Origin of the sequence: Amycolatopsis sp. NPDC051045 (assembly GCF_040682955.1) — a bacterium.
GTDB lineage: Bacteria > Actinomycetota > Actinomycetes > Mycobacteriales > Pseudonocardiaceae > Amycolatopsis.
Window position 1 is genome coordinate 249729 of sequence record NZ_JBFBCC010000007.1, and the last position, 22899, is coordinate 272627.

21 protein-coding genes are annotated in these 22899 nt (G+C 73.6%); 8 read left to right on the top strand and 13 right to left on the bottom strand.

Annotated features, from left to right (window positions below):
• Nucleotides 1-177: 177 nt before the first annotated feature.
• Nucleotides 178-828, bottom strand: coding sequence for a DUF4230 domain-containing protein (locus tag AB0M80_RS19305; RefSeq protein WP_364566274.1), 651 nt, complete (start codon nucleotides 826-828; stop codon nucleotides 178-180).
• Between the two features lie 207 nt (nucleotides 829-1035).
• Nucleotides 1036-1449 carry a hypothetical protein gene (locus tag AB0M80_RS19310; RefSeq protein WP_364566275.1) on the bottom strand — a complete coding sequence of 138 codons (414 nt, stop codon included), beginning with the start codon at nucleotides 1447-1449 and terminating at the stop codon, nucleotides 1036-1038.
• A gap of 244 nt (nucleotides 1450-1693) precedes the next feature.
• Here AB0M80_RS19310 and acpA point away from each other — a divergent pair, with 244 nt between their 5' ends.
• Nucleotides 1694-3376, top strand: coding sequence for an acid phosphatase (gene acpA, locus AB0M80_RS19315; RefSeq protein ID WP_364566278.1), 1683 nt, complete (start codon nucleotides 1694-1696; stop codon nucleotides 3374-3376).
• A 56-nt stretch (nucleotides 3377-3432) separates the two neighbouring features.
• Here acpA and AB0M80_RS19320 read toward each other — a convergent pair whose 3' ends face one another.
• Nucleotides 3433-4524: a LacI family DNA-binding transcriptional regulator gene (locus tag AB0M80_RS19320; protein WP_364566280.1), complete on the bottom strand. Its 1092-nt coding sequence runs from the start codon at nucleotides 4522-4524 to the stop codon at nucleotides 3433-3435.
• Nucleotides 4525-4739: 215 nt separating this feature from the next.
• Between AB0M80_RS19320 and AB0M80_RS19325 the strand changes: the two genes are divergently transcribed.
• The 4 genes from AB0M80_RS19325 to AB0M80_RS19340 are packed head-to-tail and all read left to right on the top strand — an operon-like array spanning nucleotide 4740 to nucleotide 8299.
• Entirely contained in the window at nucleotides 4740-5558 is an 819-nt protein-coding gene (locus tag AB0M80_RS19325) for an ABC transporter substrate-binding protein (RefSeq protein WP_364566283.1), read from the top strand.
• 28 nt (nucleotides 5559-5586) lie between these two features.
• A complete protein-coding gene (locus tag AB0M80_RS19330; protein ID WP_364566285.1) occupies nucleotides 5587-6369 on the top strand; it encodes an amino acid ABC transporter permease in 783 nt (260 codons plus the stop codon).
• Entirely contained in the window at nucleotides 6366-7139 is a 774-nt protein-coding gene (locus tag AB0M80_RS19335; protein WP_364566288.1) for an amino acid ABC transporter ATP-binding protein, read from the top strand. Before AB0M80_RS19330 ends, AB0M80_RS19335 begins: the two co-directional genes overlap by 4 nt.
• A gap of 44 nt (nucleotides 7140-7183) precedes the next feature.
• Nucleotides 7184-8299, top strand: a complete 1116-nt coding sequence (locus AB0M80_RS19340) for an FAD-binding oxidoreductase (RefSeq protein ID WP_364566291.1) — start codon at nucleotides 7184-7186, stop codon at nucleotides 8297-8299.
• Nucleotides 8300-8471: 172 nt separating this feature from the next.
• Here AB0M80_RS19340 and AB0M80_RS19345 read toward each other — a convergent pair whose 3' ends face one another.
• A complete protein-coding gene (locus AB0M80_RS19345) occupies nucleotides 8472-9473 on the bottom strand; it encodes an alpha/beta hydrolase (RefSeq protein ID WP_364566294.1) in 1002 nt (333 codons plus the stop codon).
• A gap of 122 nt (nucleotides 9474-9595) precedes the next feature.
• Here AB0M80_RS19345 and AB0M80_RS19350 point away from each other — a divergent pair, with 122 nt between their 5' ends.
• The gene (locus AB0M80_RS19350; RefSeq protein ID WP_364566297.1) at nucleotides 9596-12361 is read left to right on the top strand and encodes an AAA family ATPase; all 2766 of its coding nucleotides are present in this window, start codon (nucleotides 9596-9598) and stop codon (nucleotides 12359-12361) included.
• A gap of 20 nt (nucleotides 12362-12381) precedes the next feature.
• On the opposite strand, the gene AB0M80_RS19355 is transcribed toward AB0M80_RS19350, so the two are convergent.
• Nucleotides 12382-14127, bottom strand: a complete 1746-nt coding sequence (locus AB0M80_RS19355; protein WP_364566300.1) for a thiamine pyrophosphate-dependent enzyme — start codon at nucleotides 14125-14127, stop codon at nucleotides 12382-12384.
• The gene (locus tag AB0M80_RS19360; protein WP_364566303.1) at nucleotides 14124-15731 is read right to left on the bottom strand and encodes an MFS transporter; all 1608 of its coding nucleotides are present in this window, start codon (nucleotides 15729-15731) and stop codon (nucleotides 14124-14126) included. The genes AB0M80_RS19355 and AB0M80_RS19360 overlap by 4 nt, the downstream gene beginning before the upstream one ends.
• A gap of 146 nt (nucleotides 15732-15877) precedes the next feature.
• On the opposite strand from AB0M80_RS19360, the gene AB0M80_RS19365 reads away from it, so the two are divergent.
• Nucleotides 15878-16834, top strand: a complete 957-nt coding sequence (locus tag AB0M80_RS19365; RefSeq protein WP_364566305.1) for an alpha/beta hydrolase — start codon at nucleotides 15878-15880, stop codon at nucleotides 16832-16834.
• A 19-nt stretch (nucleotides 16835-16853) separates the two neighbouring features.
• Nucleotides 16854-17567: an alpha/beta hydrolase gene (locus AB0M80_RS19370; RefSeq protein WP_364566308.1), complete on the top strand. Its 714-nt coding sequence runs from the start codon at nucleotides 16854-16856 to the stop codon at nucleotides 17565-17567.
• Nucleotides 17568-17574: 7 nt separating this feature from the next.
• Here the strand turns inward: AB0M80_RS19370 and AB0M80_RS19375 are convergent, their stop codons facing one another.
• From AB0M80_RS19375 to AB0M80_RS19405, 7 genes are read right to left on the bottom strand one after another with little or no spacing between them, the layout of a single operon-like run.
• Nucleotides 17575-18468 carry an NAD(P)-dependent oxidoreductase gene (locus tag AB0M80_RS19375; RefSeq protein WP_364566311.1) on the bottom strand — a complete coding sequence of 298 codons (894 nt, stop codon included), beginning with the start codon at nucleotides 18466-18468 and terminating at the stop codon, nucleotides 17575-17577.
• Between the two features lies 1 nt (nucleotide 18469).
• The gene (locus tag AB0M80_RS19380; RefSeq protein ID WP_364566314.1) at nucleotides 18470-18988 is read right to left on the bottom strand and encodes a hypothetical protein; all 519 of its coding nucleotides are present in this window, start codon (nucleotides 18986-18988) and stop codon (nucleotides 18470-18472) included.
• Nucleotides 18985-20649, bottom strand: a complete 1665-nt coding sequence (locus AB0M80_RS19385) for a class I adenylate-forming enzyme family protein (protein ID WP_364566316.1) — start codon at nucleotides 20647-20649, stop codon at nucleotides 18985-18987. Before AB0M80_RS19385 ends, AB0M80_RS19380 begins: the two co-directional genes overlap by 4 nt.
• A complete protein-coding gene (locus AB0M80_RS19390) occupies nucleotides 20646-21254 on the bottom strand; it encodes a beta-ketoacyl synthase N-terminal-like domain-containing protein (RefSeq protein WP_364566317.1) in 609 nt (202 codons plus the stop codon). The genes AB0M80_RS19385 and AB0M80_RS19390 overlap by 4 nt, the downstream gene beginning before the upstream one ends.
• Nucleotides 21251-22378, bottom strand: coding sequence for a beta-ketoacyl-[acyl-carrier-protein] synthase family protein (locus AB0M80_RS19395; RefSeq protein WP_364566320.1), 1128 nt, complete (start codon nucleotides 22376-22378; stop codon nucleotides 21251-21253). Before AB0M80_RS19395 ends, AB0M80_RS19390 begins: the two co-directional genes overlap by 4 nt.
• Nucleotides 22375-22623, bottom strand: a complete 249-nt coding sequence (locus AB0M80_RS19400; RefSeq protein ID WP_364566322.1) for a hypothetical protein — start codon at nucleotides 22621-22623, stop codon at nucleotides 22375-22377. Before AB0M80_RS19400 ends, AB0M80_RS19395 begins: the two co-directional genes overlap by 4 nt.
• Nucleotides 22620-22892, bottom strand: a complete 273-nt coding sequence (locus tag AB0M80_RS19405) for an acyl carrier protein (protein ID WP_364566324.1) — start codon at nucleotides 22890-22892, stop codon at nucleotides 22620-22622. Before AB0M80_RS19405 ends, AB0M80_RS19400 begins: the two co-directional genes overlap by 4 nt.
• Nucleotides 22893-22899: the final 7 nt, after the last annotated feature.

Here is a 22899-nt window from a genome sequence, read left to right on the forward strand (position 1 = left end):
ACCAACGCAGTCTGCATTATGCCCGACCCGAACGCGCTGCGTCAGGTACGAAAGGAGCGGGGGATCGGCGCGCTGACGCGGTGTCACACCTTCGTCCCGGTTTTGACCGGGAAATGTCACCCGTCGATGATCAGCGGTGCCCTCGGGACCTCACGGCGACGATGGCCGCCTGATCGGTCAGCCCTCGGCGTTGTCGGCGTAGTTCACCGTGACGTTCTTGAAGCCGAGTGACTGCAGCAGGCCGACCAGCATCGTCCTGGTGTTCCGCTCCGCGTCGAGCACCAGTGAACTCTTCGCGGCCGCGGCCTGGATCTGCTTCTGGGCGAGCTCGTACAGCGCTTGCTGGGAATTCGGGTTTCCGCTGAGGAACTCGTTGATCCGGGTGAACAGGCCCTGCTGCCGCGCGTACACGTGGGACTCGTGCACGTCCAGGGTCGCCGGCTCCAATTGTGCGTGTCCCACCGTGATCGTGGCGGACAGGCGGTCGTCGGAGACCTGGATCGCGTTGCCCTTCAGGCGCGAGAAGTCCACGAACGCGTTGTCCGTGCCGACTCCGATGAACAGGGTGTCGCTGCCCACGAGGAAACTGGGCAGCGCCGAACTGGTCTTGATGTCGACGACCACCTGGAACGAACCGCTGGCGGCCTCGTAGCGCGAGAGCTCGACGATCGACTGCAGCAGCACCGGACCGGAGCGTTCCTCGGTCTGCTGGGCGAACGGATTGCGCAACTGGGGCAACACGTGTACCGCCGATGCGACGAGTACCGCGGCGACCAGCACCACCACCGCCACCGCCAATGCGACGAGCCGCTTGCCCCATGCACCCATGCCGGGAGGATTACCCAAGCCGCGGCCCGGCTAAGCGGCCGGCGGCCGGTCTCCGGCGGCTGGTCTCCGGCGGCTGCGCAAAGGCACGACGCCGGGAGCGCCCGCCGATCCGGTGGCGGCCTGCCGTTCGTTTGTCCATTGAGGACGATCGGGCGGCCACCCGGACGCGGCCCCGCCGGAGACGGCGGGGCCGGCCGGGGTGCCGGGTCAGCCGATGGGCACCGAGGTGCAGACGTTCCCGCCCACCTGGGTGAAGACCCCCGGCCGGTCGTACCGCCAGAAGCGCAGGCAGATCAGGGACCCGTTCGCGTAGGTGCGGTGCACTTCGAGGGTGGTCTCGCGCGCGGTGTTGGTGGGGCCCGTCTTGATGACGCCGCTGGGGCCGAAGGCCTCGAAGAACCCGACCGATCCCAGTGACGCGCTGCGCTGCGCCACGATGTAGTCGACGGTCCGGCCGGCGCCGTAGGTGAGATTGCACAACGTGTGCCCCGAGTTGCAGGCGAACTCGAGCACGGTGGTCCCGGCCGTGCTCGCTGCCGCCGGCACTGCCAGTCCCACGGCCATGGCTGCGGCAACGCCGGCCACGGCTGCGGCCCGGCCCGTACGTCGATCGACTCTCATGATTCTCTCCCTCGGCCGTCGGTTCCGGCTGTTCCGGATCCGCCACGGGTGCCACGTCCGTGGCGACGCGGCAGTTGAGGGCCGACCGGCCGAATCACCCGGATGGCCTGCTCCGGGCGGAGGGCCCGGCGATCGCGGTGCGGTCGCCGGCGGCCGGTGGCTGCGCGCCCGCCCTTGCAAGTCGGGCCGTTCCGGACGAGGCTGCTGGGCGGTCAACCCTCGGAGGTGCGGTATGGGGTCCAGGATGGTTCTGCGAGGCGCCGTCGTCGCGGCGGCGTTGCCGGCTCTGCTCGCGAGCTCGGTCACGGCCGGTGCGCGACCCGACCGCGGTGGCCACGGCGGCCGGGGGATCGACCACATCGTGGTGATCTACGAAGAGAACCACAGCTTCGACAACCTGTTCGGCGGCTGGGAAGGTGTCGACGGCCTCCAGCGGTCGCGACCGCAGACCCAGGTGGCGCCGGACGGCAGTGCGTTGCCGTGCCTGCCGCAGACCGACGTCAACCTCACGTCACCGCCGCTGCCGGGCACGTGCACCGGCACGATCGGGACGACGCCGGTCACGTCGGCGTTCACCAACCGGCCCTTCGAGATCGACCGCTACATCCGGCCAGCCGACACCACGTGCCCGGCTCCCGGCGTCGTCGCGCCCAACGGCGTGCCCAAGGGACAGGGGCTGCCCGGCGGCTGCACCCGGGACCTGGTCCACCGCTTCTACAACGAGCAGTACCAGATCCACGGCGGTGCGATGGACCGCTACGTCGCCGGGAGCGACGCGGCCGGGCTGGCCATGGGGCACTACGACACCCGTGGCCTGCCGATCTACGAATACCTGCACAGCCGGCACGCGCCGGACTACGTGGTCGCCGACCACTTCTTCCAGGGCGCGTTCGGCGGCTCGTTCCTCAACCACCAGTGGCTGGTCACCCCGAACACGCCGACCTGGCCCGGGGCGGTGCGCGACGGCGGCGCCGACGACCTGCACTCGATCGTGGGGCCGGACGGCTTCCCCGCGGGCACCCCGCTGCACCCCGCGACCCCCGGCACGGCCGATCGGGCGCTGACCCAGGCCGCCAGCGCCGACGGCAGCTGTGTCGTCCCCGCGGCCGTGGGGGCGCCGCCGGCCGGGACGGTGTGCGGTGACTACGCGATCAACACCGTCCAGCCGCCGTACCAGCCCTACCAGCCGGGCACCCCGGTGTCCCGGCGGCTGCCGCCGCAGACCACGCCGACCATCGGTGACCGCCTGTCGGCCGCGAAGGTGGACTGGGCCTGGTACTCCGGCGGCTGGGACAACGCCGAGGGCAACGTCGGCGGCCCCGGCTGGACCAACGGCACCACCCCGGGCACCTGCACCAGCCCGCGCACCGCGGCCGGCGCGGTCTACCCGAACTGCCCCGACGCCACGTTCCAGTACCACCACCAGCCGTTCAACTACTACGCCAGCCTGGCGCCCGGCACCGCGGCCCGCGCGGCCCACCTGCGTGACGAGACCGAGTTCCTCGGCGCCGCCAAGGCGGGCCACCTCAAGCCGGTGAGCTTCGTCAAGCCGGTCGGCGAGGAGAACGAGCACCCCGGCTACGCCAGCGAGGACGCCGGCAGCCGCCACCTCGTCGAGCTGATCAAGGCCGTGCAGAGCGGCCCGGACGCCGAGCACACGCTGATCGTGGTCACCTACGACGAGTTCGGCGGCCAGTGGGACCACGTGGCCCCGCCGGCCGGCCGGCACGCCGTCGCTGACCGGTGGGGACCCGGCACCCGCATCCCGGCCCTGCTGATCTCGCCGCAGCTCCGTCGTCCGTTCGGCGTGGACCACACCTCCCACGACACCACGTCGATCATGGCCACCATCGAGCACCGCTTCCACCTGGCCCCCTTGGGCACCCGCGACGCGCGCGTGGCCGACTTGCTGGCCTTCTGCCGGTAAGCGCCGGTGCCCGGCGCGGCAGCCCGGGGCGAACGGGGGCCACGAGCGAAACCGCTTCAGCCGCGCTTGCGGCCTCCGGCAGCGCGGGCGGGCACCGGCCCGATCGAGCCGCGTTCGACGAGCGTGGCGGGCAGGGGAACGAGGGGTGTCGTCTTCGTCGCGCCGTCGACCAGGGCCGCCAGCCGTGCACCGGCCGCGTGGCCGATGTCGTAGGTCGGCTGGGCCACCACGGTGATCGGCGGGGTGACCAGGCGGGCCCACGGCTGGTCGTCGTACATCAGGATCGAGACGTCCTCCGGGATCCGCAGGCCCTGCTCCTGCAGCGCGCCGACGACGGCCAGGCCGATCAGGCTGTCGGAGGCGATCAGGGCCGTCGCCGGGTCCGGGTCGCCGAGGAGGTCGGCGACGGCCTTCCGGATCTCGCCCTCCCCGTGCAGTCCGGAGCGCAGCAGCGAGCGGTCCCAGGTCAGGCCGCGCGCGGTGAAGCCGTCGACGAGCCCGGCCACGCGGGCCGCCACCGGTGACGGCAGCGGGTCGGGGCCGTCCGGGTCGGTGCCGCTGCCGTGCCCGGTGGTGATGTAGCCGATGCGGCGGTGTCCCATCGACAGCAGCCGGTCGGCCGCGTTCCCGGTGGCCGGGGCGATGTCGGCGCAGGCGGCGTCGACGGCGAGCCCGGGCACGGCGCGGTCGAGCAGCACGAGCGGGCGCCCGGCGTCGACCACGGCCTGCAGGTGGGCCGCGTCGGTCGTCGACGCGGGGGCGACGATCAAGCCGTCGACCCGTTGGTCCATCAGCATTTCGACCGCTCGCCGCTCGGCCGCGACCCGTTCGCCGGTGTTGGCCAGGACCAGGCCGAGCCCGGACCGCTCGACGGCGTCGGAGATGCCGCGGGTGGCCAGCGAGAAGTAGGGGTTCTCGATGTCGCCGACGACCACGCCGACGCTCTGGGACCGGCCGGTGTTCAGGGCGCGGGCGGGCAGGTTCGGCCGGTAGTTCAACCGGGCGGCCGCGGCCAGGACCCGCGACCGGACGGCGTCGCTCACGGCGCCGTACGCCCCGAGCGCGCGGGCGGCCTGCGCCTTGGACACCCCGGCCTCGCGGGCGACGTCGGCCACCGTGTGGTCCCGGTGCTGCGCTGGCTTCGTCAAGTGCCCTCCTCGCTGCATTCTGCCTCGACGCCGGCGGCACCGGCATCGGGACCTCGGCCGGCGACGCTTGACGACCGGGCGACGACGACCTAGTCTCCGAAAATCCCATTGAGACCGGTCTCAACGAGACTACACCGGTGATTGAGACCGGTCTCAATACGATCCGACCCAAGGACGGGCCCGTGTCTCCTACTCCTCGCAGAACGCTCTTGGCCGTGTTGACGGCCTTCACCGCCGTGCTGGGACTGGTCGCGTGCGGCAGCGGCGCCCAGGGCAACACCGCCGGCAACCCCTACGGCCTGATCACGCCGGGACAGTTGCGAGTGGCCAGCCTCGGCGACGCCAAGCCGTACACCTTCACCGCCTCCGACGGTCAGTTCACCGGGTTCGACGTCGAACTCTTCCGCGACGTCGCGAAGCGGGTGAACGTCACCGACGTCGTGTTCACCGGCCAGGACTTCTCCGCCATCCTGCCGGGCGTGGCCAACGGCCGGTTCGACGCCGGCGTCGCCGCGATCGGCATCACCGAAGCGCGCAAGAAGACGGTCGACTTCAGCACCGGGTACCTGGCCGGCTACCTCACCGTGATCACGACCAAGAACTCCGGCGTCACCTCCGCCGACGCGCTGGCCGGCCGCAGGCTGGGCGTCGTCCAAGGCTCACTGCAGGAGGCGTACGCGGTGAAGAACTTCCCGAAGACCGACCTCGTCCGCTTCCCCGACAACAACGCCGCCGTCTCCGCCCTCACCCGCGGATCCGTCGACGCCCACTTCCTCGACTACGAGGCCGCCAAGTCCTACGTCACGCAGTTCGGGCTGGTCAGCGCGGCCGACATCCCCTCCTTCGACGCCCCGGCCGGGTTCGCGCTGAAGAAGGGCAACACCGCCCTGAAGAGCGCGCTGGACAAGGCGCTGATCGCCGCGATGGAGGACGGCACCTGGAAGAAGCTGTACGAGAAGTGGTTCCCCGGCTCCCCGATGCCGAAGCAGTACCTGCCGGGCGGCGACCACACCGGCGTCCCGGCCGCCAACTGATCCCGGCCGGACGCCGAAAGGAGCTTCCATGGACTGGCTGAACGACTTGGGCCGCACCTTCTTCGACTTCTCGGCCATGGCCGAAGTCCTGCCGCAGATGCTGACGGTCGGCCTGACCAACACCCTGATCATTTCGGTCGCCGCGACCGCGATCGGCCTCGTGCTCGGCATGTTCGTCGCCGTCATGGGCATTTCCGCCTCGCCGTGGCTGCGGATCCCGGCCCGGGTCTACACCGACCTGTTCCGCGGTCTGCCGGCGATCCTGACGATCCTGCTGATCGGGCAGGGATTCGCCCGGCTGAGCCAGTCGGTGTTCGGCCCGTCGCCCTACCCGCTGGGCATCATCGCGCTGAGCCTGATCGCCGGCGCCTACATCGGCGAGATCTTCCGGGCCGGCATCCAGAGCGTCGACCGCGGGCAGCTCGAAGCCTGCCGGGCGCTCGGGATGAGCTACGCCAGGGCCATGCGCCTGGTCGTCGTCCCGCAGGGGGTGCGGCGGGTGCTGCCGGCACTGGTCAACCAGTTCATCGCGATCATCAAGGACTCCAGCCTGGTCTACTTCCTCGGCCTCCTGTCGAGTGAGCGGGAGCTGTTCCGCGTCGGCCAGGACTCCGCGATCCTCTCCGGCAACCTGTCCCCGCTCGTCCTGGCGGGCCTGTTCTACCTGGTGATCACCGTGCCGCTGACGCACGTGGTCAACCACTTCGACCACCGGTTCCGCACCGGCCGGCGCGCGGCCGGCCCCGTCAGCGGCTTGAAGGAGCTCGACGAGCTCGACCACAGCATCCTCATCCCCGGGAGCAAGGCATGAACCGGACCGTGTCCGAACCGGCCGCCGGTGCGGCGGCGACGTTCCGGGGCTCGAGCCTGGAACTGGCCGGCCTGTCGATGGCCTACGGCAGCTTCGACGTGGTGCGGGACATCAGTTTCGCGGTCGCGCCGGGCAGCACCACCTGCGTCATCGGCCCGTCCGGATCGGGCAAGTCGACGCTGCTGCGCGGCATCAACCGGCTGCACGAGCCCAAGAGCGGCCGGGTGCTGCTGGCGGGCGAGGCGACGTCCGGCATGGCGCCGGAGCAGCTGCGGCAGCGGATCGGCATGGTGTTCCAGCACTTCAACCTCTTCCCCGACCACACCGCGCTGGACAACGTGGCGCTGGCGCTGTGGAAGGTCAAGGGCCTGTCCCGAGCGGCGGCGCGGGAACGCGCGGCCCGCAGCCTGGCCGAAGTCGGGCTCGCCGACCGGGCCGGCCACCGGCCCCGGGACCTCTCCGGCGGCCAGCAGCAGCGGGTCGCCATCGCCCGGGCGCTGGCCATGGAGCCGGAGGTCATGCTGTTCGACGAGGCCACCAGCGCCCTGGACCCCGAACTGGTCAAGGGCGTGCTCACGCTGATGGCCGGGCTGGGGGAGCGGGGCATGACCATGGTCGTGGTCACCCACGAGATGGGCTTCGCCCGCCGGGTCGCCGACCAGGTGGTCTTCATGGACGAAGGCGAGCTCGTCGAGCGGGGCCGGCCCGAGGAGCTGTTCGAGCACCCGCGCAGCCCGCGGCTGCAGCGGTTCCTCTCCGAAGTCCTCTGAGTACTCGCACCCTTCTCGGCCTCACGAAAGGAACCCATCCTCCGATGAGCAGTACCCCCGCGCCCGTTGTCGTCGTCGGCGGCGGCATCATCGGCATCTCCACCGCCCGCCACCTCGCCGTGGCGGGCGCCGAAGTCACCTTGATCACCGAGGGAGAGCCGACGAGCAACGCCTCCGGGCGGTCGCTGTCGTGGCTCAACTCCGCCGGCCTGCGGAGCGAGGAATACCACCGGCTGCGGCTCGCCGGGATCGATCGCTACCGCACGCTGGCGGCCCGGCAGGCGGGCGTGGACTGGCTGCGCTTCGACGGCGGCCTCGCCTGGTCGGCCCTCGGGGACGCCGACGGCTTGCGCCGTCAGCACGAGCACGAACTCGCCCTCGGCTACGACAGCCACCTGCTCGACCCCGGCCGGGTGGCCGCCACCGTGCCCGGTGTCGATCCGGCCGCGGTCCCGCCCACCGGGGCCGTCTGGAACCCGGGCGAGGGCTGGGTGGACCTGCCCAGCCTCGCCCAGTTCCTGCTCAAGGACCTCGTCGAGCACGGCGGGCGGCTGGTGACCCACGCCGGCCCCGCCGAGGTCGTGACCGCGGGCGACGCGGTGGCCGGGGTCCGCACCGCCGCCGGCGAACGGCACCCCGCCGAGGCGGTGGTCCTGGCGACCGGGCCGGCCGTGCCGGCGATGGCGTCCCGGCTGGGTGTCGCGATCCCGGACGCCACCCCGATCTCCCTGCTGGTGACGACCGCACCGGTCGACACGCCGCTGCGCGCGGTCCTCAACACGCCGCGGGCCTCCCTCCGGCCCACGCCGCACGGCGGCCTCGCCGTCGACTCGGACTGGACGACCGCGAGCATCCGGCCCGCCGGCGGCGGCTTCGACGTCCCCGCCGAGATCGTGACGGAGCTGCTGGAGGAGGCGTCGAAGCTGCTGGCGGGCCACCCCCGTCTGGTGGCGGACCGGTACGCGATCGGCCCGAAGCCGATCCCCGGCGACGGCGACCCCGTGCTCGGCCGGGCCGACGAGGTCGGCGGCCTTTTCCTCGGCTTCACCCACAGCGGCGCCACCCTCGCCCTGATCGCGGGCGAACTGCTGGCGCACGAGATCACCACGGGCACCCCGCACCCGATGCTGGCCCCGTTCAACCCGCGCCGGTTCCGGTAGGCGCTGCGGTCGCTTTGAGCTCGCGGGGTCCCGCGGATTCGGCCGGGACCGCGGTGATCGCTGCACGGAGGCGAGCACCGCGGCCCCGGAGTGGCCGGTTCGATCAGTTCGGCGCCCGCGAGGAGGCCTCACCGCCGCGGCGCGCTCACGTCGTCGTGCCGGCCGGCGGGGCTCAGCGGGCAGGGAGTCCCCGGAGCGCGTCGCGGAGGAAGGTGCCGCCCTGCCGGACGGCCGTCCGGGCCGCCGGGATGTCGCGGAGGGCCCGGAGCGAGACGAAGTCGTGCGTCGTGCCCAGGTAGCGGGTGGCGGTGACCGGCACCCCGGCCTTCCTGAGGAGGCGGGCGTACTCTTCGGCTTCGTCGCGGACGACGTCCGCCTCGGCGGTGATCACCAGGGCCGGGGGGAGCCCGGCCAGGTCGCCGGGGGTGGCGCGCAGGGGCGCGGCGGTGGGCTCGTCGAGATCGCCGGGCCGGTCGGCGTATTCGTGCCAGTACCAGCGGGTCTGCCCGCTGCTGAGCAGGTAGCCGGTGGCGAACCGGCGGTGGGACTCGCTGGTGCAGCTCGGGTCGGTCAGCGGGTAGTACAGCAGCTGCGCCCGGATCCGGGGTCCGCCGCGGTGCTTGACGAGCATGGTCAGCGTGGTGGCGAGCGTGGCCCCGGCGCAGTCGCCGGCCACGGCCAGCCGGGCCGGGTCGAGGTGCAGGTCGCCGGCGTGGCCGTCGATCCAGTTCAGCAGGGCGTAGCTCTCCTCGAGCGCCACGGGGTAGCGCGCCTCCGGGGTCCGGGTGTACTCGGGCACGACGAAGGCCGCGCCCGCGAGGGTGACGAGTTCCCGGACGAGCCGGCCGTGGGTGCGGGCCTCGCCCAGCATCCAGCGCCCGCCGTGCAGGTAGAGGACCACCGGCAGCGGTCCGGTCAGGCCGGCGGGCCGGAAGAGCCAGAAGCCGACCGGGCCGCGGGCCGTGATCGGCGCGATCGCGAACTCGGCGTGGACCCGCTCGTCGCCGGTCGTGTCGTCCTGGGCCTCCAGCAGGGCGAGCCGGCCGTCGTCCGGGCCGAGCTGCTGCAGGTGGGGCGGGGCCGCCGACGCCCGGACGTAGCGTTCCACCACGGGATCGAGGACGGCGCGCGCGTACCCCGCCGTGACGTCGTCGTCGTGCGGGCCGGGTCCCATCGCCTCACCTCTTTCGTGATCGTAGGACATCGGCGCCGGCCGCCGTCCACCTCGCCGGGGCCGCGAATCGGCTCGACTAGAGTCGGCGTGACAGGCACCCGCGCCGAGTTCGGAGGACACCCGTGGAGCTGATCGGCCGGGGCCGCGAACTCGCGGAGGTCCTCGGCGTCGTCGATCACGCGCCCACCGGCCCGCGGGCGCTGCTGTTGCTCGGCGACACCGGCGCGGGGAAGACCGCCCTGCTGGACGCGGCCGCGAGCCGCGCGGCGGCGGCCGGTTTCCGGCTGCTGACGGCACAGGGGTGCGTCGCCGAAGCCGACCAGTCCTTCTCCGGCCTGCACCAGCTGCTCCGCCCGGTCCTGCCGGACGTGGCGCAGCTGGCGCCGCGCTGGCGGGAGGCGGTGGACGTCGCGCTGGGGATCGCGCCGGCCTCGGCCCTCCCGGATCCCGCCGCGTTACGGATCGCGGTGCTGACGTTGTTCGGCGCGCTCGCGGCGGACCGGCCGGTCGTGCTGCTCGTCGACGACGTGCACCTGATCGACGGTGACTCCTGCGACGTGCTGACGTTTGTCCTGCGCCGGCTCACCACGGAACGGCTGGCCGTGGTGCTGGCGGGGCTGGGGCCGATCCGGCCGGCCCGGGTGGACGCGGCCGTGCCGGTGCTGGCGCTGGAGCCGCTGTCCGACGCCGCCGCGGCCCGGCTCGTCGACAGCCTGCCCACGGCGCCGACCGGGCGGGCCCGGCTCGAGGTGCTGCAGCAGGCGGGCGGCAGCCCGCTGGCGTTGCTCGAACTGGGCCGGGCCGCCGCGCGCGGCGGTACCTCGGTCCTGCCCGGCCGTCCGTTGCGCGGTGATCGGCGCCTGGCGGCCATGTACGCCGGGCGGCTCGGCGAACTGCCCGAAGCCACCCGGCGGCTGGTGGTCTACGCGGCGGCGGCCGACGGCACCGACCTGGCCACGACGATGGCGGCCGCCGGGAGCGACGACCTGTCGGCGTGGACGCCGGCGGAGCGGGCCGGGCTGCTCACGGTCACGGCCGAGGGCGTGGCGTTCCGGCACCCGCTGGTGCGGGCCGCGGCCTACGAGTCCGCGCCGGCCGAGGTGCGCGCCCGCGCCCACCGCGACCTGGCCGCCGTGCTGCACGGTGATCCCGAGCGGCGGGCGTGGCACCTCGCCGAGGCCGCGGTCATGCCGGACGAGTCGATCGCGACGGAGCTGGAGAAGGCCGCGGAGCTCGCACGGCAACGCGGTGCCGGCTACGCCGCCGCCCGTGCGTGGGAGCGCGCCGCCGAATGCACCCCCGATCCGCGAGACCGGGCTCGCCGCTACGTGCGGGCCATCCACGAGGCGGACAACTTCGGTGATCCCGTCTGGATCCGGGAACTCCACGACCGGATCGTCCGGCTGACCGACGATCCCGACCTGCTCGGCATCGCCGCGGCCGGCGCCGGGCACGCGCTTTCGCTGTCGGGGCACCAGCGCGAGGCCTTCGACCTGCTGCACGCCGCGTTGCGGGACCACCGGCCCGGCGACGCCGGCACCGCGCTCGCCCTGACGTCGGTGCTCGGCGCCGTCGCCGTGCAGTCCGGCCTGCCGCGGCACCGCGCGGCCGTCTCCGAGCAGCTGGCGCGGCCGGGCCTCGGGGACGACCGCGGCCCGGACGGGCTCCTGCCCGACGCCGCGCGGCCCGCGATCCGCGAGAACATCCTCGTGCAGAGCGACCCCGCCGGGCAGGCCGTGGCGTTGTCCCGCCGGGCGGACGCGGCCGTGCACCGGCCCCTGGATGGCCCGGCCGAGCTGGTTCGCCTGCTGTGCCTCGGTTCCGTGTCGTGGTTCGCCGACGAGTCGGACGGGTGCGTGACGACGTTCCGCCAGGTGTTCACCATGCTCGGGGCACGGAGAGCGCACGGCATGGTCGTGATGTGCGGCCCGGCGTTCGCCTCGGCCCTGATCGCCACCGGACGCTGGGCGGAGGCCGGCGTCCTGATCGAGGAACTGCGGGCGAGCGCGGCCGTGCACCACCTGCGGTACGTGGCCGTCGACGCGGAAGCGCTGGGCGCGGAACTGACCGCCCTGCGGGGACAGCCGGCGGCGGACCGCCCGGCCCTGGACGCGGCCTGGACGTCGATCGACCTCACCGAAAACCTCTGCACGCACACCCGCCTGCGCCGCGCGGCCGGGCTGGCGGCGCTCAACGCCGGCGACGCGCAGGCCGCCTACCGGCACCTGCGCGAGCTCTTCGCCGTGGACGGCACCCCGCACGACGCCTTCCTTTCCAGCCGTTCGGTCGCCGACCTCGCGTTCGCCGCGAAGCTCACCGGTCAGGGCGCGGACGCCGCCGAGGTGGTCGCCGCGGTGCGGGCCGGCCAGGGCGAGCACCCGAGCGTCCGGATGCGGTTGCTGCTGCACCACGCCGACGCCCTGGTCGCCGAGGCGACGGCGGGCCGGGCCGCCGACGTCGAGCGCGGCTACCGGCTGGCGGTCATCGACCCGGCCGGTGAGCAGTGGCCGCTCGAGCGGGCCCAGGCCCGGCTCGACTACGCCCGCTGGCTGCGCCGGAGACGCCGTCCGCTCGACGCGCGGCCGCTGTTCACCGCGGCGCTGGAAACCTTCACCCGGCTCGGAGCCACCGGACTCGCCGACTTCGCCCGGGGCGAATTGCGGGCCAGCGGAGCGGCGATCGCCGGCCCGGTCGAAGCGGATCCGCTGGAGGCCCTGACTTCGCAGCAGCGGGAGATCGTCCGGCTCGCGGCGCGCGGGCTGCGCAACCGCGAGATCGCCGAGCAGCTGTTCCTCTCGCCCCGCACGGTCGGCTCGCACCTGCACAACGCCTACCCCAAGCTCGGCATCAGCGGCCGGCACCAGCTCCGCGACCTCCTCGACGGCTGACCGCGCACAGTGCCCGGGGTTCAGCGCGGGATGTTGCGCAGGTTCTGCCGGGCGAGCTCGTAGACCTGGCCGATCCCGCCGCTCAGCACGGCTTTCCCCAGTGAGAGGGCGAAGCCACGGGCCTCTTCGACGGTGACGTGGGACGGCACCTCCAGGGCGTCGGGCGTGGTGACGACGTCGAGCAGCGCCGGGCCGTCGTGGGCGAGCAGGTCCGCCACCGCGGCGCGCAGGCCGGCCGGCTCGGTGACGCGGCGGGTGCGGAACCCGGCCGCGGCGGCGAGGGCGGCGTAGTCGACCTCGTCGTGGTCGGTTTCGAAGGGCGGATCGCCGGCGACCATCATCTCCAGCCGGACCATGCCGAGGCTGGAGTTGTTGAACACCACGACCTTGACCGGCAGCCGGTGGGTCTTCACGGTGAGCAGCTCGCCCAGCAGCATCGCCAGGCCGCCGTCGCCGGACAGCGAGACGACCTGCCGTCCGGGAGCGGCGATCTGCGCGCCGATCGCCATCGGCAGGGCGTTGGCCATGGAGCCGTGCACGAACGAGCCGAGGATTCGGCGCCGCCCGGTCGGGGTCAGGTAGCGGGCCACCCAGGTGCAGCACATGCCGGTGTCGACGGTGAAGACCGCGTCGTCGTCGGCGGCCTCGTCGAGGACGCGCGCGAGGTACTCGGGGTGGATCGGGCTGCGCTGCCCGTGGTCGCGGGTGTAGGTCTCGATCGAGTGCGCGAGCGCCCGTTCGTGGTGGCGCAGCATGTCGTGCAGGAAATCGTGATCACCGCGCCGATCCAGCAAGGGCAGCAGGGCGCGCAGGGTGGCGCCGACGTCGGCGGCGATGCCCTGCACCAGCGGCGTCCGGCGGCCGAGGCGAGCCGGGTCGATGTCGATCTGCACGGTGCGGGCGCCCGGGAGGAAGTCGTCGTAGGGGAAGTCGGTGCCGAGCATGAGCACCAGGTCCGCGTCGTGGAGCGCGCGGTAGCAGGCGCCGTAGCCGAGCAGGCCGGTCATGCCGACGTCGTACGGGTTGCCGTGCTGGAGCACGTCCTTGCCGCGCAGCGTGTGCCCGATCGGCGCCCGCAGCCGTTCGGCCAGGGCGAGCACCTCCTCGCGGGCGTCGGCACAGCCGATCCCGGCGAAGATCGCGATCTTGCGCGCAGCCGCGATGTGCCCGGCGAGTTCGCGGACGTCCTCGGGGGCGGGCGCGGGGAGCGGACGGCCGCGGACCAGGTCGCCCGCCACGCCGCCGGCGCTGTGGTCGGCGAGGACGTCACCCGGCAGCACCAGGACCGCGGCCCCGCGCTTGCCGACCGCGTTCTGGATCGCCAGCCGGGACACGCGCACGAGCTGGTCGGGCCGGTGCACGGCCTCGCAGTAGTGCGCGGTCTGGGTGAACAGCGCCTTGGGGTCGGTTTCCTGGAAGTAGCCGCTGCCGATCTGCCGGGACGCAATGTGCGAGGCGAGGACGAGGACCGGCGCGCCGGAGCGGTGCGCGTCCATCACCCCCTGCAGCAGGTGGGTGTTGCCGGGTCCGCAGCTGCCCGCGCAGACGGCGAGCTGCCCGGTGAGCTGCGCCTCGGCGGACGCGGCGAACGCGGCGGCCTCTTCGTTGTGGACGTGCACCCAGTCGATGCCGCCGGCGGCGGCACCGCCACTGCGCCGGACGGCGTCGCTGAAGGCGTTGAGGCTGTCGCCGACCAGGCCGTAGATCCGGCGGACGCCGGCTCGGACCAGGACGGCGACGAGGTCGTCGGCGGCGGTACGGGTCATGGGTTCACTCCTGGAGCCTTCTTGGTGGGGTGCAGGCGGAACAAGTGCGCCACCTGGGCGGCGCCGTCGGTGTACTGCTCTACGCGGTCCTGGACCCGCTGGTCGAGCCCGGTGAGCCGTTCTTCGTGCTGGCGCCGGTGCTCGTCCCAGGACGCGACGGTGTACTGCTCGACGTGGACGGCTTCGTCGCGGGCGTCGCGGTAGAGCGCCCAGCCGGTGCCGCCGGTGCGCAGCCGCGTGTTGCGCAGGTCCGCCATCGCGGCCGAGAAACCGGCCTGCTGCCCGGGCCCCACCCGGTAGCGCAGGGACACCAGCACGGGCGCGGTCTCGACGTCGGGAGCCGGGGTGACGCCCGGATCGGGCCAGTAGGTCACGGTCTCCCGGCCGCTGGTGGCGACGTCGAGCACCGGCCGGCGGGGCACGGTCACGGCCCCGGCGAGCAGCAGGACACCGGCGATGACGAACGTGGTGGCGAGCCCGATCGCGCTCGACACCACGCCCCACAGCGCCGCGCTCCCGGCGAAGGAGGTGAACAGCACCAGCTGGTAGATCGACAGCGCCCGGGCGCGGACCCAGCCGGGCAGGAACGCCTGCGTGGCGGCGTTCATCCCGGCGATCACCGCGATCCACGCCACCCCGGCCGCCACGAGCACGGCCAGGACGAGCGCGGGGGAGCGGACGGTGCCGAGGACGAGCATGGCCACGCCGAACACCAGGCCCGCCCCGGCGACCAGCCACGACGCGCTGAACCGCCGTCGCAGCCGCGGCAGCACGAGCGCCCCGCCCACCGAGCCGATCCCGGCCGCGCCGAGCAGCAGGCCGTAGCCGGTGGACCCCAGGCCCAGCCGGTCGTGCGCCAGTGGCGCCAGCAGGGCCCACAGCACGTTGGCGGGCACGGCGAACACCACCAGCCGGACGAGGATGCGCCGGACCACCGGCGCGTGCCGGACGTACCGCCCGCCCGCTTCGATCCCGGCCAGGAACGCCTCCCGGGCGGCGGGCGCCCGCGGCGGGGACGGCGAGCGCAGCAGCGCCAGGGCGAACACCACGAACGTCGCGGCGTTGAGGGCGAACAGGCCGCCGACCCCGAGCCGGGTGACCAGCAGGCCCGCGATCGCGGGGCCGACGGCCCGGGCCAGGTTGACCCCCACCGAGCTCAGCGCGGCGGCCTGGGCCAGTTCGGCGCGCGGGACGAGGTCGGGGACGAACGCCTGGTACGCCGGCAGCTGGGCGGCCGACCCGCAGCCGAGCAGGAAGGTGAACACCAGCAGCAGCACGGGCGTGGTCTTCCCGGTGACGGTGACCCCGGCGAGGGTGGCGCCGACGACGACCTGGAACGCCTGGGTGCCGACGAGCAGCCGGCGGCGGTCGGCGAACTCGGCCACCACCCCGGCCGGGAGGGTCAGCAGCAGGACCGGCAGGCTCGAGGCGCTCTGCACGAGCGAGATCACCAGCGGGCTGCCGTGTTCGTCCACCAGCAGCCACTGCGCGCCGACGGTCTGCATCCACGAGCCGACGTTGCTCACGAAGGAGGCGATCCACAACGCCCGGAACGCGCCCCGGCGCAGCGGTGCCCAGGTCGACGCCTCGGCGGAGGTGATCATGAAACTCCCTTCGCGGTGACCGGAGGCGAGCATCGCGCGGCCGCGGCCGCGCAGGCATCGGTCGGTCGACTGGTCCGGGCGCCCCGGCGAAGGTTGCGTCGACCGACCGATGCCCCCGGGCGGGCCGGTGCACCAGGGTGGGCGCCATGCCGGAAAACCCCGTGCTCGAAACCGCCGCCCAGGAGTTCGCGGACGCGACGAGCAAGCCCCCGTTCCTCTACGACCTCGGCCCCGCCGAAGGACGCAAGACCGTCGACGCCGTCCAGGCCGGCGACGGCGTCGCCCGTCCCGACGCCGACGTCACCGACCTCACGATCCCCGGCGGCCCGGGCGGAGAAGTCTCCGTGCGGATCGTCCGCCCGAAGGGCGCGGCCGCGCCCCTGCCCGCGGTGCTGTACACCCACGGCGCCGGCTGGGTCTTCGGCAACGCGCACACCCACGACCGGCTGATCCGCGAACTCGCCGTCCGCGCCGACGCGGCCGTGGTGTTCCCGAACTACAGCCTGTCCCCGGAAGCCCGGTACCCGACGGCGATCGAGGAGATCTACGCCACGCTGGAGTGGATCGCCGCGGCCGGTGCCGAGCACGGCATCGACCCGGGCCGCATCGCCGTCGCGGGGGATTCGGTGGGCGGCAACATGACCGCCGCCATCACGCTCATGGCCAAGCAGCGGGGCGGTCCGGCCCTGGCGGCGCAGCTGCTGTTCTACCCGGTCACCGACGCCGGCTTCGACACGCCGTCCTACGAGCAGTTCGCCGAGGGCTACTTCCTTTCGCGCGAAGGCATGCACTGGTTCTGGGACCAGTACACGACCGATCCGGCCCAGCGCGCCGAGATCACCGCGTCGCCGCTGCGCGCGTCGCTCGAGCAGCTGGCCGGGCTGCCGCCGGCGCTGGTCATCGTCGGCGAGGCCGACGTGCTGCGCGACGAAGGCGAGGCCTACGCCGCCAAGCTGCGCGCCGCCGGCGTCCCGACCACGGCCGTGCGCTACCAGGGCATCATCCACGACTTCGTGATGCTCGACGCCCTGCGCGACACCCACGCGGCCCGGGCGGCCACCCGTCAGGCAGGCGAGTTCCTGCACGACGCCCTGCACCCCTGATCAACCGAGGAGAACCTTGATGTCCACGCCCACGGTCGTACTCGTCCACGGCGCCTTCGCCGACGCCTCCAGCTTCGCGCGGGTCGTCCCCGAACTGCTCGCCGACGGCATCCCGGTCCTCGCGCCGGCGGTGCCGAACCGGTCGCTCTCCGGCGACGCCGCCTACATCGCCTCGGTCGTCCGGCAGATCGACGGCCCGGTCGTCCTGGTCGGCCACTCCTACGGCGGCGCGGTGATCACCGTCGCCGGTGCCGAAGACAACGTGCGGGCACTGGTGTACCTCGCCGGCTACGCCCTCGAAGAAGGCGAAAGCCTCGGTGAGCTGCAAGGCCGGTTCCCGGACTCCGACCTCGCCGCGGCCCTGGTGACGACCTCGTTCCCGGTCGAGGGTGGCGAGCCGGGCACCGACGTGTCGGTCGACGTGGCGAAGTTCCCGGCGATCTTCGCCCACGACGTCGACCCGGACCTGGCGAAGGTCCTCGCTGTCTCCCAGCGGCCGCTGGCGGCGGCGGCGTTCGCGGAGCCCGCCCCGGCCGCCGCGTGGAAGACGAAGCCCGCCTGGGGCGTGGTGTCCACATCGGACCACACGATCAACCCCGAGGTCGAGCGGTTCGGCTACCAGCGGGCGGGCATGAAGCAGGTCGAGCTGGACTCCTCGCACCTGGTGATGCTGTCGCACCCGAAGGCCGTCGCGGACGTGATCCGCGAAGCGGTGCGCTCGACCGAGCGCTGAACCGGGGTCAGGGGCGGGCCATTCCGGTGTCCCACCGCGCGTAGTGCGGTTTCCAGCCCAGGACCTGGCGAGCGCGTTCGTTCGACGCGCCGCGCAGGGCGGTCAGCTGGTACGACGGGAACCAGCCGAGCAGGCGCCGCGCCAGGTCCTGGGGGATCGTGCGCGGTGGCGGGCCGCCCAGCAGCCGGGCCAGGCGGGGGACCCACTCCGCGGCCGTCACCGGTTCGTCGCCGGTGATGTTGAACCGGCCGGTCACCTCGGACTCCACCGCGAGGACCGTGGCGTGCGCGGCGTCGGCCGCGTGGACGAACGACGTGCGGCCCGTCGCCGCGTCGGGCAGGCGGAACCGGCCCTTCGCCAGCGCTCCGCCGACCGCGCCGTCCGGGGCGTACTGCGTGCCCGGACCGGAGAGCGTGCCGCAGCGCAGCACGATCCCGCCCGCGCCGAGGGTCAGCTCCTCCAGCGTCGCGACCGCACGGACCGTGCGCGCCCACCCTTCGTCCGGGGCGTCCGAGTACAGCCGCGCGTCCTCGTCGAGCACCGCCGGGCCCTCCGGCGCCGTCGCGAACGCGATGCTCTGCGCCACGAACCGGCGCACGCCCGCCGCGTGGGCCGCGGCCAGGAGGTGTTCCGTGCCTTCCATGCGCAGCCGCGCCGTCTCCTCGAACGCCGACGGCGAGCGCAGGGCCGACAGCTGGTGCACCACCACGTCCGGGGCCGCGGCGCGGACCGCGGCCACCACGCCGTCGCGGTCCAAGGCGTCCGCGACCACGACGTCCCCGAGGCCGGAGCCGGAGCCGGGGGAACGGACCAGCGCCGTCACGTGGTGGCCGCGCCCGGCCAGTAGCGGCAGGAGGGCCCGGCCCAGCACGCCGGTGGCGCCGGCGACCAGGATCCGCACGTCAGCCCGCCTCTTCCGGGACCCCGCGGACGCGCATCAGCAGCCGGCACGCCGGGTCGCCGTGGCGCAGGCAGCCGACCGCGCGGTTTTCGGTCAGCTCGACGCCGAGCCCGGCCGACCAGCCCGCGTGGATGTCGGTGCACGGGCACTCGTAGCCGTCCAGGGAGCCCGCCATCCGCACCATCGTCACCGCGAAGTTCCGCCGCATGGTCAGTTCCAGCAGGTCGTCTTCGACCACATCGACGCCGCCGTCGCGCAGCTCCGACGGGAACATCGCCTCCGCGCACGCCTCGTACCGCTCGCACAACCCCTTGATGCCGGGATCGGCCTCCCGGGTGCGTTTGGCCACCTTCCGCCCGATGTTCTCCGCGACGAACCGCAGCGCCTCGGCGTTGATCTCGTTCGCCACCTCCTGGCCGAACCGGCTCGCGACACCCTGGTACCAGCGGGCGTCGTGCAGCCACCACGCCCGGTAGGCGTCCATCGCCCGCAGGTTCGGGGCTTCCGGAGCGCTCGTCATGCGCGCTCCCCGGCGATGAGCTTCGCGCGGAAGCGCTCCCGCAGCTCACGCTTGAGCACCTTGCCCGTGGCGCCCTTGGTGACCTCGCTCGCGTCCATCACCAGCGCCCGGGTCAGCGCCGGGAACCCGGCCGCCGTGAGCGCCGCGTTGACGACCCGGGTCCACTCGTCCTCGGATCGCGGGTCGGTGGTCTGCAGCAGCACGTACGCCTCCGCGACGCCGTCGCCGTCCCAGTCGGCGCGGACGCCGTCGGGGGCGACGGCCACCACCGTGCAGTCGGTGAGCTCCGGCAGCTCCCGCAGCAGCAGCTCCTCGGTCCGGGTGCTGAGCACGAGCCCCGCCGCGGTGCGGATCGCGTCCGGCGCGCGGTCGAGGTGGTAGAAGTTGCCGTCCTCGTCCTGCGTGGACAGGTCGCCGGTGAGCCAGTAGCCGCCGAGCCGCAGCCGGTGGAACGTCAGCGAGTCGTTCCAGTAACCCGGGGTCAGCGTCGGTGACTTCACGCCGAGCCTGCCGATCTCCCCGGGTGGCAACGGCTTTCCGTCCTCGGACAGCACGGCGGCTTCGGCGAAGCTCATCGGCTTGCCGATGCAGCGGCCGTAGGAGGTGCTGCCCGGCCGGTGTCCGTTGTGGAAGATCGAGTAGCCGGTCTCGGACGAGCCGAGCCCGTCGGTGAACACCGAGCCCGGGACGCGGACGCGCTTGAAGTCGTGGCCGATCCACTCGTGACTGCCCTGGGCGATCAGCGCGCGCACGTGCGCCTCGTGGGCGGCGTCGCCGGTGTTGTACCACCCCTCCACAGAGGACAGGTCGCGCTTCGACAGGTCGTGCGCGGCCATCTCGCCGTAGGTGCCCGCGAACCCGAAGATGGTCGTGGGCTTGAACTCCTCGGCCGCGTCGAGCACGTCCGCGCCGCGCTGGCTGGACTGCAGGTAGACCGGCGAACGCAGCAGCAGGCCGAACAGCAGCACCGAGATCGCGGCGTTGTGCGAGCCGGGCAGCGCGACCAGCAACCGGCCCATCGACGTCCCGGTCGACAGCTTCAGGCGGTGCAGCTGGGCGTACAGCAGCGTTTCGTGCGTGTGCGGCACGGCCTTCGGCATGCCCGTCGTGCCGGAGGAGTGCGAAATGATGATCGGGTCGGTGCGGTCGTGGGCGTACGGGAACACCGCCGGCAGCGAGCCGGTCGCGCGCACGTCCGCCGCGGTGACGCCGAAGCCGAGCGAGAGCTCGCCGAGGTGGCCGGCGAACACTTCGCGGTGCGCTTCGCCGGTGAGCACGCCGACCGCGCCCTGGCGGCGCACGTACTCGCGGGCGATCTCCGGCCGCAGGTTGCCGTTGACGAACGACGGGATCGCGCCGAGCGAGGTCAGCGCCAGGAAGTTCACGGCGAACTCGGTGCTGGAGAAGGTCTGGATGGCCACCGGGTCGCGTGGCCCGACGCCGCGGGCGTGGTACCACGACGCGTAGGTGCGGACCACGTCGTCCAGCTCGCCGAGGGACAGGACCGCCGGGTGCGTGCCGTCCGGGGCGAGCCACGTGCCGTCGGTCCGGATCGCCTCGTCGTCACGCGGGTGGCCGTACGCCAGCACCCGGTGCAGGACGTTCCCCGCGCCGAGCGTGGGGTCGGCGAAGATCTGCGCGCGTTCGGCCTTCGTGATCACCGTCGTTCTCCTTCGTCGCGCCCGGCGGGCGTGGTCGTGGTGGCGGAGCGGGCCAGCGCCAGGAGCCCGGCGACGCCGGCGGGATAGGGCTGGGGGAGCGTGGAGCCGGGGCCGACGAGCAGCCCGGCCGCGAGGGCGGCCGCCGGCGGCTCGGTCCCCCGTGCGCGGTGCACGGCGTCGGTCCGCGGCGTGCCGGTGAGTTCGACGCCCAGGACGAGGACCCGGTCGAGGTCGTCGTCGAGCAGCAGGGCGGCGAGGTCGAGCGGGCCGGAGCCGGGGTGGGCGCTCGGCGAGATCGACAGCAGCGGCCCGGTCAGGCCGTGCTCGATGGCGATCCGCCCGAGGATCGCGTTCGCCGTGGCCTGCATGAACAGCAGCGCGTTGGCGGGCGCGCCCTCGGTCAGCAGCCGGCTGGCGAGGTCCGTGGTGACACTGTCGCCGAGTTCGCTGGCGAGCACCACGCCGGTGCGCGATCCGTCCACTGTGGACCGGCTCAGCAGTTCCGTGGCGACCTGGTGCACCAGCGGGTTGAACGGGGACTCGATGAACCCGGCGACCGGGGGAGCCGTCGCGGGGTCGCCGATCGCCGCGGCGAGGACGTTCACGGGCGCTCCAGCACGAGTGCGGTGTTGGTCCCGCCGAACGCCGCGTTCACGGTCAGCGCCCGGCGCAGGGGCGCGGACCGCGGCTCGTTCGGCACGTAGTCCAGGTCGCAGTCCGGGTCCCGGCCGGTGAAGCCGGCGGTCGGCGGCACCGTCCGGTCGAGCAGCGCCAGCAAGGTGACGACGAACTCCACCGCACCGGCCCCTTCGAGCAGGTGCCCGGTGGTGCTCTTGGTCGAGCTGACCGGGACGTCGGGTGCGGCCGCGCCGAACAGCTCGTGCAGGCCCGCGGTTTCCGCGCTGTCGTTGAACAGGGTGCCGGTGCCGTGCGCGTTGACGTAGTCCACGGAGCCGCTGCGCCGCAGCGCCGCCCGCGCCGCGCGCACGAGGCCGCGCGCTCGCGGGTGCGGGCGGGCGATGTGGTGGGCGTCCGATGCCGTGCCCCAGCCCGGCACCCGCGCCAGCACCTGGGCGCCTCGCCGCGCGGCGGCCGTTCCCGATTCGAGCACCACCGCCGCCACGCCGTCCCCGAGCAGCAGCCCGGACCGCCCCGCGCTGAAGGGCCGGAGCACGCCGTCGCGGGCGAGCGCGCGTCCCGAGTCGAACTTGGCCTGGTTCTCGGGCTCGACGAGGTAGCCGCCGACGCAGACGGCGCTGTCGGCGACGCCGGCGGCGATCAGGCGGCAGCCGTGGACGAGCGCGCTCGCCGAGGCCACGCAAGCGGTCGTGAACGTCGTCCGGGGCCCGCGGGCGCCCAGCCGCGCGGCCAGGGCGTCGGCGAACCCGCTCGCCACCGTGTCCTCGATCCGCGAGGTGTCCCCGGAAGCCCAGAACGCGGTCACGGCGGTGAAGTCACCGGCCGCGCCGGCCAGCACCGCGGTGTCGCGCCCCGGGGGCAGCCCGGCCATCGCCACCGCCGCGTCGGCCACCGCGGTCAGCGCGGCCCGCAGCGGCGGGGTGTCCGGGCCGGGAGCGCACGCGGCGACCGACGTCCGCAGGCCCGCGGTGCCGAACCGCTCGATCGGGCCGAACGCCGCCCGCCCGGCGAACACCCCCGAGCGCAGCGCGTCGGCTCCGTCGCCGAACGCGGTCCGCACGCCGTACCCGGTCACCACCACGTCGGTCATCGCACCGCCACTTCCGTCAGGTACGCCGCGATGCGCCGCGCGGACGTGGGCCCGGCGAAGCACTCGTCGTCCGCCTGGGCGAGCACCCCGCGGCGGAGTTCGAGCAGGTGCAGGAACCAGACCAGGCCGAGGGAGTCGAACACGAACTCGGTGTCGTCGTCGGCGAGGTACGGGAAGATCTGCGGATCCGCCAGCAGGTCCCGCACCTGGGCCGCCGAGACCGGCCCGCCGGGGGCGGTGGTCATGCCTTCGCGCCCCGGGCCACCGTGTCGGCCACCAGTTCGCCGAGGCTCATCGCGCCGACCGGCTCGATGCTGTCCTCGGGGTACTGGACGGAGAACCGGCGCTCGATGCGCATCGTCAGCTCGATGAGGCTGAGCGAGTCGAGGTCCAGCCCCGCCGCGCCGAGGGTCGCGCTGTCCTCGACGGAGCCGGTATCCAGCGGCTGCCCGAGATCCTCGACGATGGTCTTGAGCACGAACTCGCGGATCTCGGATTCCAGCGTGGTCTGCATGGGTGTG